The sequence below is a fragment of the Streptomyces sp. NPDC058284 genome, from assembly GCF_042881135.1.
Classification (GTDB): domain Bacteria; phylum Actinomycetota; class Actinomycetes; order Streptomycetales; family Streptomycetaceae; genus Streptomyces.
The window spans coordinates 25,319-36,989 of the sequence record NZ_JBHVYE010000003.1 but is presented as its reverse complement, the minus strand read 5'-3'; the positions used below and the strand labels follow the sequence as shown (position 1 = coordinate 36,989).

12 protein-coding genes are annotated in these 11,671 nt (G+C 73.2%); 4 read left to right on the top strand and 8 right to left on the bottom strand.

Going from position 1 to position 11,671, the window contains the following annotated elements:
- The first annotated feature begins 22 nt into the window (after positions 1-22).
- The gene (locus ACFVYR_RS06145; protein ID WP_384249453.1) at positions 23-469 is read left to right on the top strand and encodes an ATP-binding protein; all 447 of its coding nucleotides are present in this window, start codon (positions 23-25) and stop codon (positions 467-469) included.
- A gap of 94 nt (positions 470-563) precedes the next feature.
- Here ACFVYR_RS06145 and ACFVYR_RS06140 read toward each other — a convergent pair whose 3' ends face one another.
- Positions 564-1,658 carry a bifunctional succinyldiaminopimelate transaminase/glutamate-prephenate aminotransferase gene (locus ACFVYR_RS06140; RefSeq protein WP_384249455.1) on the bottom strand — a complete coding sequence of 365 codons (1,095 nt, stop codon included), beginning with the start codon at positions 1,656-1,658 and terminating at the stop codon, positions 564-566.
- Between the two features lie 93 nt (positions 1,659-1,751).
- Positions 1,752-2,072, bottom strand: coding sequence for a ferredoxin (fdxA, locus tag ACFVYR_RS06135; protein ID WP_030573070.1), 321 nt, complete (start codon positions 2,070-2,072; stop codon positions 1,752-1,754).
- Positions 2,073-2,215: 143 nt separating this feature from the next.
- Between fdxA and ACFVYR_RS06130 the strand changes: the two genes are divergently transcribed.
- The 3 genes from ACFVYR_RS06130 (at position 2,216) to ACFVYR_RS06120 (ending at position 5,137) form a co-directional block, all read left to right on the top strand.
- Complete coding sequence (locus ACFVYR_RS06130) at positions 2,216-3,217, top strand: GNAT family N-acetyltransferase (protein WP_384249458.1); 1,002 nt, start codon at positions 2,216-2,218, stop codon at positions 3,215-3,217.
- A gap of 166 nt (positions 3,218-3,383) precedes the next feature.
- Positions 3,384-4,214, top strand: coding sequence for a tetratricopeptide repeat protein (locus ACFVYR_RS06125; RefSeq protein ID WP_384249460.1), 831 nt, complete (start codon positions 3,384-3,386; stop codon positions 4,212-4,214).
- A gap of 50 nt (positions 4,215-4,264) precedes the next feature.
- On the top strand, positions 4,265-5,137 hold the full coding sequence (locus tag ACFVYR_RS06120; RefSeq protein WP_384249463.1) for a tetratricopeptide repeat protein: 873 nt from the start codon (positions 4,265-4,267) through the stop codon (positions 5,135-5,137).
- Between the two features lie 57 nt (positions 5,138-5,194).
- Here ACFVYR_RS06120 and ACFVYR_RS06115 read toward each other — a convergent pair whose 3' ends face one another.
- The 6 genes from ACFVYR_RS06115 to ACFVYR_RS06090 all read right to left on the bottom strand — a co-directional run bounded on the left by ACFVYR_RS06115 (position 5,195) and on the right by ACFVYR_RS06090 (position 11,641).
- The gene (locus tag ACFVYR_RS06115) at positions 5,195-5,767 is read right to left on the bottom strand and encodes a DNA-binding response regulator (RefSeq protein WP_384249586.1); all 573 of its coding nucleotides are present in this window, start codon (positions 5,765-5,767) and stop codon (positions 5,195-5,197) included.
- A gap of 92 nt (positions 5,768-5,859) precedes the next feature.
- Positions 5,860-7,056, bottom strand: a complete 1,197-nt coding sequence (locus ACFVYR_RS06110) for a sensor histidine kinase (RefSeq protein ID WP_384249465.1) — start codon at positions 7,054-7,056, stop codon at positions 5,860-5,862.
- On the bottom strand, positions 7,053-7,793 hold the full coding sequence (locus ACFVYR_RS06105; RefSeq protein WP_384249589.1) for an ABC transporter permease: 741 nt from the start codon (positions 7,791-7,793) through the stop codon (positions 7,053-7,055). Before ACFVYR_RS06105 ends, ACFVYR_RS06110 begins: the two co-directional genes overlap by 4 nt.
- A 14-nt stretch (positions 7,794-7,807) precedes the next feature.
- Complete coding sequence (locus ACFVYR_RS06100; protein ID WP_384249468.1) at positions 7,808-8,749, bottom strand: ABC transporter ATP-binding protein; 942 nt, start codon at positions 8,747-8,749, stop codon at positions 7,808-7,810.
- Positions 8,750-8,893: 144 nt separating this feature from the next.
- Positions 8,894-11,038, bottom strand: a complete 2,145-nt coding sequence (locus ACFVYR_RS06095; RefSeq protein WP_384249470.1) for a hypothetical protein — start codon at positions 11,036-11,038, stop codon at positions 8,894-8,896.
- Positions 11,039-11,203: 165 nt separating this feature from the next.
- Positions 11,204-11,641 (bottom strand): DUF6113 family protein, encoded by a 438-nt coding sequence (locus ACFVYR_RS06090; protein ID WP_384249592.1) that lies wholly within the window; start codon positions 11,639-11,641, stop codon positions 11,204-11,206.
- Between the last annotated feature and the right edge of the window lie 30 nt (positions 11,642-11,671).

Sequence of the window (11,671 nt, the reverse complement as noted above, 5' to 3'; positions counted from 1 at the left end):
CTCCCCCGTCTGAAGGAGCATCATGTCCCTCCCCCTGACCCGCCGGATCGCCCGTGCCGCGCTGCTCAGCGCAGCGGGCGCAGCTTCCGTGGTCGGTGCGGCCGGCTCCGCTGGCGCCGTCGACCTGCCGGCCGGCCACGACCTGGGCGGAGTGAGCGCCCTGGACGGCTCGGGCCTCGGCGACACCGTCGACAGTGCGGCTCAGAACGTCACCAACCTCGCGGGTGACACCGGCAGCAAGGCCGTGAAGCAGACCGTTCCGGCCGCGGGCAAGGCCGTCGGCAGGGCCGGCAAGACGGCGACCCCCGCCGCGCAGCGGGCCGCGGGCGACGTCGCGGGCAGCGCGGGCAAGACGGTCGGCGACACCGCGGGCACGGCCACCAAGGACGGCCTGCCCACCGACTCGCTGACCAAGAGCGGCCTGCCGACCGGCGAACTGCCCCTCGGCGGCACCCTGCCGCTCGGCTAGTCCACCCGGTACGCGCGAAGGGCCCGGAGCCACTGGCTCCGGGCCCTTAGGCGTGCCCCACGAGCACACGCTCACGAGCAGCAGCATGCACGGCTCACGCCAGGCGCTCGACCGCCGCCGCGACCCGCTCGTCCGTCGCCGTCAGCGCCACCCGCACGAACCGGTCGCCCGCCGGGCCGTAGAAGTCGCCGGGTGCCACCAGGATGCCGAGGTCGGCGAGGCGGCCGACGGTGTCCCAGCAGGACTCGTCACGGGTGGCCCACAGGTACAGGCTCGCCTCGCTGTGCTCGATCCGGAAGCCGTGCTTCAGGAGGGCGTCGCGCAGCGCGGTGCGCCGGGCCGCGTACCGCTCGCGCTGCTCGCGCACGTGCTCGTCGTCGCCGAGCGCCGCGACGACGGCGGCCTGGGTCGGCGCGGAGGTCATCATGCCGCCGTGCTTGCGGATCTGGAGCAGCTCCCCGAGCACCGCCGCGTCACCGGCGAGGAACGCCGCACGGTAGCCCGCCAGGTTGGACCGCTTGGAGAGCGAGTGGACGGAGATGATCCCCTCGTACGAACCGCCGCACACGTCCGGGTGCAGGACCGAGACAGGCTTCGCCTCCCAGCCGAGCTCCAGGTAGCACTCGTCGCTGACGACGAGCACGCCGTGCTCGCGGGCCCAGGCGACGGCGCGGGTCAGCTCGTCCGCGGACAGGACGCGACCGGTCGGGTTCGAGGGTGAGTTGAGCCAGAGGAGCTTCAGGTTCGCGGGGTCGAGATCCGTCGGGTCGTCGTAGGCGACGTACTCGGCGCGGGCCAGTCGCGCGCCCACCTCGTACGTCGGGTAGGCGAGCCGCGGGTAGGCGACCACGTCGCCCGGCCCGAGGCCCAGCTGCGTCGGCAGCCAGGCCACCAGCTCCTTGGAGCCGACGATCGGCAGGACGTTGCGGTGCGTGATGTCCCGGGCGCCCAGGCGCCGTTCGCACCAGCCGGTGATCGCGTCGCGCAGCTCGGGCGTGCCCCACACCGTCGGATAGCCCGGCGAGTCCGCGGCCCCGGTCAGCGCTTTTTGGATCAGCTCGGGGACCGGGTCGACCGGGGTGCCCACCGACAGGTCGACGATGCCGCCGGGGTGGGCGGCGGCCGTGGCCTTGTACGGTTCGAGCTTGTCCCAGGGGAAGGTGGGAAGCCGGTCGGAGACTGCGGACACGTGGTGACTCCCGTACTGGTACTTGTCGTGACAAATGCCTCGGTCCCGTGCGGCGGTGTGCCGTACGGGACCGGGGCGACGCTCAGGCTGCCGTTACTGGTTCTGCGGCGGCAGGGCGGCAATGAAGGCGTGGTCGCGCTCGATGAGACCGAGCTTGCTCGCGCCACCGGGCGAACCGAGCTCGTCGAAGAACTCGACGTTCGCCTTGTAGTAGTCCTTCCACTCCTCAGGAGTGTCGTCCTCGTAGAAGATCGCCTCGACCGGGCAGACCGGTTCGCAGGCTCCGCAGTCGACGCATTCGTCCGGGTGGATGTACAAGGACCGGGAGCCCTCGTAAATGCAGTCGACCGGGCACTCCTCGATGCACGCCTTGTCCTTGACGTCGACACAAGGCTGCGCGATGACGTAGGTCACGCTGTCGTTCCTCCTCGATACGGGCGTTGGCGGGCCGTCCTCAGGCTCCGCTCGCCTGGCGCGCGGGAGCGCGGCGTCGTCGATGCCCACCCCTAGTATCTCCGTTCCCAGGCATGATCCGAACAGGAGGGGCTCACAGAGCTGTGGAATTCACCGCGGGCGGACGTCTCGAGGTCCGCATCACCCCTGCTGACGTGGGCAAACGCGTCTCGGTTCGGCGCTTGAGCGACGCTTTGGTACCGGGGGAGAAGTTCACCGACACGGTGGGTGTTCTCGCATCGTGGGACGACGGTGTAATGCTCATCACACGACGGAACGGCGAGAGCGTCCGCATTCCGGAGCGTTCGCTGGTCGCGGGCAAGGTCGTCCCGGCCGCGCCTGCGCGCAGGCGCGGGCCCGCCGCCTCCTACGAGGAGCTGGCGCGGGTCTGCGCGCGCGCCTGGCAGCCCGTGGAGAGCGAGCGGCTCGGGGAGTGGGAGCTCCGGGCCGCCGCCGGATTCACGCGGCGGGCCAACTCCGTGCTGCCGCTGGGCGATCCGGGCCGGCCGCTCGACGAGGCACTCGGCCGCGTGCGCGAGTGGTACGCGGCCCGCGGCCTGCCCCCGTACGTCCAGACCGCGACCGGCGCCGAGGGGGCGCAGGAACTGCTCTGCGCGGGCCTGGAGGAGCGCGGCTGGGAGCGCGAGGTGAGCGCCCAGCTCCATATCGGGGGGCTCGCGCCGGTCGGTGACCTGGACGCGGACGTGGACCGTGTGGAGCTGTCCCGGTCCTTCGACGACGCGTGGCTGCGGCGGTACAAGCGTTTCCGGGCCGCGGGACCGCATGTGCGCAAGGTGCTGGCGAGCGGGCCCTCGGTATGGTTCGCTTCCGTGCCCGGGAGCGTTGACGCCCCGGCCGCGATCGGGCGGTGTGTGGTGGACGGCCGCTGGGCGGGGTTCATGGCGGTCGAGGTCGCCCCGGAACACCGGCGCCAGGGGCTCGCCACCGCGGTGATGGCCGCGTTGTCCCGGCAGGCCCTGGCCGAGGGCGCGTCGGCGGCCTGGCTGCAGGTCGAGGAAGCCAACGACGGCGCGCGGGCGCTGTACGGCGGGATGGGTTTCGCCGCGCATCACGCCTACCACCACTACCGGTACGGACCTGCCTGAGCGGGCACACGACCCGGCAGGCGGGGCACACGGCAGGAGACGGCCCGACGGACGCGGCGAGCGGCGCGGGCACGGGCAGGCACGGCGGAACAGGGCACGGCAAGAGCACGGCAGAGCAGAGCACGGCACGGAGAGAGCGCCCGGTGAGGGCAGACACGAGGCACGTATGCACGCGGAGTCCGGCGAATGGCGACGGCGGTTCGCCGAAGAGGCGAGGTCCGAACGGCCCGGTCTCGCGCCGCTGTGCCTGCTGATCGGCACCGAGGCGGACCCCTCCCTCGACGAGGCGGGCATCGACGCCGCCGAGATCGAGCTCGACCGGCTCGCGGGCCTGCTGCCGTTCCGGCCCGACGGACCCCGCGCGTGGGCCGCGGCGATGGCCGAACTCCTCGGTGAGCAGTGCGGGTTCGAGGGGACACCGGGCGACTACCAGCGCCTCGACTCCTCGCTCCTGCACCAGGTCCTGCGGCGCCGCAGGGGCCTGCCCATCCTGCTCTCCGTCGTCTGGATGGAGGTCGCGCGGCGCGCGGGCGCGCCCGTCTACGGGGTCGCCCTGCCGGGGCACTTCGTCGTCGGCTTCGGGCCCAGGGACGAGCAGGTGCTGGCCGACCCTTTCGACGGCGGCAGGCTGCTCACCGGGGCCGACGCCGAGCTCCTCGTCGGCGGGACGGCGGGTACGGGCATCCCGCCGTCGATGCTGACGCCCGCCGATCCGCTCAACATCGTGCAGCGCATCCTCAACAACATCCGCGCCTGGGCCGCCGCCCGCCCCGAGCGCTCCGAGGTCGCGCTGTGGGCCCTCGAACTCTCCCTCCTGCTGCCCGCCCATCCGGCGCGCCTGCGCTACGAGAGGGCCCAACTCCTCGTACAGCGTGGGGATTTCCTCGGTGGCGCGCAGGAGCTGGACGCGTACGCGGACGTGGTGTCGACGGTCGAGCCGACCACGGCGGACCGGGTGCGCCAGCAGGCGCGGGCGGCGCGGGCCATGCTGAACTGACGTCGGCGCGGACCGACGTATCGATCGGTGCGAGGGGGCACCAAGGACGTATGCACCCCCGACCTCCCGGAACCACCGAGCGGCGGCGGCTGTTCGCCGCCGAGGCCGAGTCCTCGCGGCCCGACCTGGCGCTGCTGTGCCTGCTGATCGGCGCCGAGGCCGACCCCTCCCTCGACGAGGCGGGCATCGACGCCGCACGGCGCCTGCTCGACCGGCTCGGCGCGCAGGCCGCACAGGCCTCGAAGGCCGTACGCGGCCACCGCCCCCACCGCGCCGACGAACCGCGGACCTGGGCCGCCGCCCTGGCCGAACTCCTCGGCGGACGGCACGGCTTCAAGGGCAGACCCGGCGACTACCAGCGCCTCGACTCCTCGCTCCTGCACCAGGTCCTGCGGCGCCGCAGAGGCCTGCCCATCCTGCTCTCCGTCGTCTGGATGGAAGTCGCGCGGCGCGCGGGCGCACCCGTCCACGGAGTCGCGCTCCCCGGGCACTTCGTCGTCGGCTTCGGCCCGCGGGACGAACCGCTGCTCGCCGACCCCTTCGGCGGCGGCCGACTGCTCACCGGCATGGACGTGGAACTCCTCGTCGCGGCGGCCACCGGCGGCCCCCTCGCGCCGTCGATGCTCTGCCCCGCGGGCCCCCTGGACATCGTGGGCCGCGTCCTCGACAACATCCGCGCCTGGGCCGCGGCCCGCCCCGAACGGTCCGACGTCGCGCTCTGGGCGATCGAGCTCGCCCTGCTGCTCCCTGCGGCGCCGCCCCGCCTGCACTACGAGCGCGCCCAACTCCTCGTACAGCGGGGGGATTTCCTGCTGGGCGCCCGTGCGCTTGACGCCTACGCCGACGACGTCGCCGCCCTGGACCCCGCTACGGCCGACCGGGCGCGGTGGCAGGCGTTCGGGGCCCGGGCGATGCTGAACTGACGCGCGAGGGCGCGCAGGGGGCTTCGAAGGCGGGCTCTCACAGGGCTAAACGCTCAGTCAGAGCCAGCCCTTGTCCCTGGCCGTTCGGACCGCCTCCGCGCGGTTGCGGACCGCGAGCTTCTGGATGGCCGTCGAGAGGTAGTTGCGGACGGTGCCCTGGGAGAGGTGCAGGGCGGTGGCCAGTTCGGCGTTGGTGGCGCCGTCGGCCGCCGCGCGCAGCACCTCGCGCTCGCGGTCCGTCAGCGGGTTCGCGCCCCCGGCGAGGGCCGCCGCCGCCAGCGTGGGGTCGATGACCCGCTCCCCCGCGAGCACCTTGCGCACCGCCGCGGCGAGCTGGGCCGCGGGGGCGTCCTTGACCAGGAACGCGTCGGCGCCCGCCTCCATCGCGCTGCGCAGATAGCCGGGGCGGCCGAAGGTGGTGAGCACGACGATCTTCACCGCGGGGAACGCGGCGTGCAGGTCGGCGGCGGCCTCGATGCCCGTCATGCCGGGCATCTCGATGTCGAGCAGCGCCACGTCCACGGCGTCGGCGCGCACCGCGGCGAGCACCTCGTCGCCGCGGGCCACCTGGGCGACGACCTCGATGTCCGGTTCCAGGCCGAGCAGCGCGGCGAGGGCCTCGCGGACCATCGCCTGGTCCTCGGCCAGCAGAATCCTGATGACACCGCCCGTGCCGTCCGCGCCGTCCCTGCCGTTCCCGTCGGCCCCACTGTTCCCGCTGCTCATGAGGGGGATCCTACGGCCGTGTCCGTCAGCGGCACGCGGGCCGCCAGACGGAAGCCGCGGCGGGCCCCCGGACCCGTCTCCAGGACCCCGCCGACCGCCTCCACGCGTTCGCCGAGGCCCGTCAGGCCGTTGCCCGCGACGGCCCCGGAACCGCCCGCCCCGTCGTCCTCCACGGAGAGCTCCAGGTGCGGCCCCGCGAGCGTCTGACGGGCCGTGAACGAGACCGTGCAGCGCCCGGCGCCGCTGTGCCGTACGACATTGGTCACAGCCTCCCGCAGCGCCCAGGCAAGGACCGCCTCGGCCTCCTCGTCCGGCAGTCGGGCGGGCGGCTCCAGCGGGACGTCGGCCTCGACGCCCGCGGCGGTGAGCGCGGTGCGCGCGCCCGCGAGCTCGCCCGCGAGGGTGCGCCGCCGGTAGCCGGAGACCGCCTCGCGGACGTCCACCAGGGCCTGGCGGCTGACCTGTTCGATGTCGGCGACCTGCTGGGCCGCCTTCGCCGGATCGGTGGGGAGCATCCGCCCGGCCAGCTCGCTCTTGAGCGTGATCAGGGAGAGCGAGTGGCCGAGCAGGTCGTGCAGGTCCCTGGCGAGCCGCAGCCGCTCCTCGTTGGCGGCGAGCTGGGCGACGGTGGCGCGGGCCTGGCGCAGCTGGATCGTCGTACGGATCAACTGGCGTACGCCGGACATCGCGAAGCCCACCAGGAGCGTGATCACCCCGAGGTTGGTGATCAGGTCGCCGAGACCGTCGTCGCGCAGGCCGACCACGATCATCAGGAGGGTGACCGAGGGGATGGCCCAGAGCGCGTACCGCATGGGCAGGACTGCGCCCGCGGAGACCGAGGCGTACACGAAGAGTCCGAGCCAGTGGTCGCCGAGGCTGAAGGCGAGGACCACGGCGAGGAGCACGAGGATCCCGAAGGAGGCGATGACGCCGCCCCATTGGAGGACCCGGGTGGTGTAGCGGAAGACGAGGGTCAGGTAGCAGACCACGAAGACCGCGAGGCCGGCCGAGCCGAGGACCGTGGCGAGGACCGTGTGATGGCCGTCCGTCAGATCCTTGATCGGGGAGCTCAGGAAGACCAGCCAGACACCGATCCAGACGGACTTCGTCAGGAACTGGCGGCGGTCCTGGGGCGGTCGCCCGAACGTGTACACGGGGTGGCGCTCGTTGTCTTCGGCATCTGTCTCGCTCACGCCTTCAGGGTGTCCTTCCGGTACAGCCACGCCGCGCCGCCCGCGAAGAGGAGGAAGTAGGCGACCAGGAGCGTGATGTCCTTCGCGTGCGGCGCCTCGCCGAGTTCGATCGCCCGGCCGAGGGCAGCGTACGCGTGCGTGGGCAGCCAGGTCGCGGCCCGGCTCAGCCAGTCGGGGAACGTCGTCGTCGGCATCCACAGGCCGCCGAGGAGGGAGAGCCCGAAGTAGACGATCATCGTGATCGGGCGTACGGCGTCGCCGGTCGCCAGGTAGCCGATGGCCACGCCGAGCGCGGCGAAGCAGAGGCTGCCCGCCCAGATCGCGCCGGTCAGCGCCAGCCACTGCCAGGCGTCGAAGCGGACGTCCTTGAAGACCGCGGCGACCAGGAAGACCACGACGATCGACGGCAGGCTCACCACCGCCGCGCTCGCGGTCTTGGCGAGGACGTAGCCGCGGCCGGGCAGGGCCGTCAGGCGCAACTGCCGTACCCAGCCGCTCTCGCGCTCCTTGGCGATGCGTTCGCTGTTGCCCATGAGGACTGCGGTGAGGGCGCCGAAGGACGCCATCGAGACCATCATGAACGCGGGCACGGACAGGCCCGTGTCGGAGACCTTGTCGGAGCCGTCCTGGCTGCCCGCGATGATCAGGAAGAGCATCGACGGGTAGATCACCGAGAAGAAGAGGAACTTGCGGTTGCGCAGGGCTCGGGTGATCTCGAGCTTGATGAGGCTGTTCATGCCGTGGGTGCCTTTCATGCGGTCCTGGCCTCCTCGGCCTCGGTGATCGCCACGAAGGCCTGCTCGAGACCGAGCCCGGCGACTTCGAGATTGCGGGGGTAGAAACCGAGCCCGTACAGCGCGTGCACGGTGGCGTCGGCGTCCGTGGACTGGAGGCGGACCGTGTGGCCCGAGACGTCCAGGGTGGTCAGGCAGGGCAGCGAGCGGAGCCGTCCGGTGAGCGCCTCGTCGAGGTCCGGCAGGTCGAAGGCGACCTTGCGGGCGCCCGCCTTCGCCTTGATCTCGGCGGCGGTGCCGTCCGCGAGGAGCCGGCCGCGGTGCAGGACGAGGACGCGGTCGGCGATCGCGTCGGCCTCCTCCAGGTAGTGCGTGGCGAACAGGACCGCGCGGCCCTGGTCCGCCTGCTCCCGCATGGTGGCCCAGAACGCCTGGCGGGCGGTGACGTCCATGCCGGTGGTCGGCTCGTCGAGCACGATCAGGTCGTTGGCGCCGGCGGTGGCGAGCGCGAAGCGGACGCGCTGCTCCTGGCCGCCGGAGAGCTTGTCGACCTTGCGGTCCGCGATCTGGGTGATGCCCGCACGGGCGAGCACGTCGTTCACGCGGTGCGGCCGCGGGTGCAGATCGCAGCCGAGGGTCACCAGTTCGCGGACGGTGACCTCGCCCATCAGGCCGCCGCTCTGCAGCATGGCGCCGACCCGGCCCGCGGCGATCGCCTCGCTCGGCTCCGCCCCGAAGACGCGTACGGTGCCGCTGTCGGGGCGCTTGAGGCCGAGCAGCAGGTCGAGGGTGGAGGACTTGCCCGCGCCGTTCGGCCCGAGGAGCGCCACGGTCTCGCCCGGCCGGAGGTCGAGGGTCAGGCCGTCGACTGCGCGGACATCGCCGTAGCTCTTGGAGACCCGCTCGAAGGTCACGGCGGTGGTGGCCGCGACGCCGGGCGGTGCTGTGGTCGTCGTCATGTCCGCCATCGTCACAAAACCGCAGGTGGCGGCGGCAGTGTCGGTTGTGGTGTCTCCGGGATGACAGATGTCATGGGGAAGGCCGGCAGGATCGTCACCTGCCGGCCTTCCGGGTCTTGCGTGGCGTCGCGGAACGTACGCCGGTCAGCTCGCGTTCGTCTCGATCACGCCGATCCGCTCCGCGGGCGTCTTGCCGATCAGCGCCTTGCCCATCGCCTGGGCGACGTCCGTCGGCTGGACCGGCGTCTTGTCGCCGTTGCCGCGCTGGATCAGTACGCCGTCGAAGACGTTGCCGTACAGCTTGCGGAGCTCTTCGAGGTTGTAGTGCACCTGGAGCGTGCCGTCCTTGAGGACCCGCGTCTCGAGGATCTTCGGCAGCGACCTGGCCGGGCCGAACGGGATCGACTTGGCGCCCGCCTTGACCGTGACGTTGGCGGACATGGCGGGCTTCGCGAAGTTCGTCATGAACTTGTCGACCTCGGCCTTGGAGACCGTCGGCTTGCGCGTGGTGACCGGGACCTGGACCGCGCTCGTGCCGCCCGTCTCGACCTGCTTCTTGTACGCGTCGGCGACGGCCGTGGTCGAGGCCTGCGGGTCGATGCCCTTGCCGACCTTCCCGTAGACCGGAACGGCCTTGCCGGGCACGAACTTGACCGTGCCCTCCTTCGCCGTGCCCGAGTCGCCCGCCGCGCGTTCGAGGGCGGCCGCGAGCTTCTCCTCGTCGACGGGCATGACGGGCTCGACGACCCGTTGGCCGCCGAAGAGCGAACCGATCACGGAGACGGGGTTGTAGTCGCTGCCCGCGGCCTCGCGGACGGTGGCCTGGCTGTCGAGGGTCAGGCCCGCCTGGTCCGGCTTGAGCGTGACCGGCTCGCCGCCCACCGAGAGCTTCAGGGGCTTGGTGACGCGCGCGCCGATGGCGTCGTCGAGCTTCTTGACGGCCTCGTCGCGGGTGCCGCCGCCGATGTCGACGCCGAGCACGGTGGTGCCCTTCGGGACGTCCGCGTGGTTCATCAACAGGCCCGCGCCGTACGCGCCGCAGCCCACGACGACCACGGCGACGGCGAGGAGGACCAGCTTGCTGCGGCCCTTCTTCTTCGCCTTCTTCGGCGCGGGCGTGGCGGGCGGGACGTCCGAGCGCACCGGGTCGGGCAGCTTCGGCGGGGTGTGCGGCACCGGTCCTTCGCCCTGCGGCCCGGACGGGAACGGCGAGTTGTCCTGCGCGGGCGGGACGACGGGGATGCCGCTGGTGAGCGTCTCACCGGAGACGTTGCCACCGGGCACGGAGCTGCCGGGCCCTGAGCCACCGGGCGGCGCGACCGGGCCACCCCCCTTCTGCGGCGTGAGGATCGCGGTGTCGTCGCTCATGGCACCGGAACGCGGGGGCCGTCCGGCCGAGTTGGCGGGGCCGCCGGGAGCACCGGGAGCAGAGGGGCGGGCCCCCGGGGCGGGGGACGCCACAGGGCTGTCGCCGGTGACCGGGCCGCCGGTCGGGCCCGCCGGATGCCGGGAGTCCCCGGAGCCGCCCGTGCCCGGCGAGAAGTACGGCAGGTCGCCGCGCTGCGCGTCGCCGCCCTGCGGGGCACCCGTACCGAGGGGGCCGGACGCCACCGCGCCCGTGACGTCGAAGGAGCCCGTACCGGAACCGTTCGGCAGCGGACCACCGGAGCCGTGAACACCGGGGCCGGCAGGAGCGGAACCGCCGGAACCCGCGGTCCCGTTCGCCCCGGACGCTCCCGCGCCCTGGCCGCCCTCGCCCCTGGCAGGCCTGCGCGGCGCGAACCAGTCGCTCGTCTTCTCCTCGGCCGCCGCGGAACCTCCCGTACCGCCGTCGCCCGAACCCGAAGCGGAACCCGACCCGGCCCCGGAACCGGAACCACCGCCGGAGCCCGCACCGAAGCCGCCCCCGGGAGCGGCCGGGGCTCCGGCGCCCGTCGCCCCGCCCGGGTCGCCCGCGCCGTGGACGCCCGGCGCGGCACTGTCGCGGCGGCCGGTGTCGTCCGCGGCCGAGGAGTCCCCGCGCGCGCCGTCGTCGGCGACGGGCGTGCGCATGACGACCGGCGGGATGGGCCGCGAGCCGGGGATGTTGATCCGGACGCGGGTGGTCAGCGTGGTCTGGGTCTCGGGCTCTTCGGGCCGCTCATCGGCGGCCTGCCGCCGCACTCCGTCCGTGTCGCCATCGGCGCCGGCGCCCTGGGCCGGGGAGCCGTAGGGCGGCGTCCCCGAGGGGTATGCGGCTCCACCGCGCCCCTGGGGGCCGGAGGACGAACTGTCAGTTTCACGACTCAAGGCAGGTTCTCCTGGTTGACTCCGCCGCCCGTCTCGACCTCGTCCGGGGTCCCCCCCGGCCGGAGGTTGGGGAGGCTCGGCGGCCGCACCACCATACTGGCCGCCGTCGATACTCATCCTGTGACCGGCGTCAAACCCGTGCGGAACACGGTCCGAAGTGGTACGTCACTTGCCAAGTCGGGCGGCGTAACCGCTCGGTTGCGACATCTGGCCGAGCGTGGCACACATCACAGCCACGGCCATTCCGCCGAGCAGGTAGCCGTACGAGGCGAGTCCCGCGCCGAAGAGGAAGTCGCCCTCGGGTCTGGTGGCGGTGAGCAGCATCACCGCGGCCAGCCAGCCGGCGGCGGGCGCGACGGCGCCCGCTCTGGTGCCGGTCGCCCGGGACCCGCCGTAGAAGAGGCCCGCCGCCCCGACGAGCGCGAGCAGCAGCCCGGCGGGGAAGGAGCCGCCCTGGACGAGCGCGCCGGCGACGCCGACAACGGCGCCGAGCACGAAGAGTCCGACATAGGCGGCAAGTCGCCCCGGCCGCAGGGGCTGCGCGAGGAAGCTGCCCGCGGGCGCCGCGGCGCCCGCGCCGGACGCCGGGGCGGCGCTCCGCACCGGCGCGGCGGACTTCTTGGGCGCGCCCGA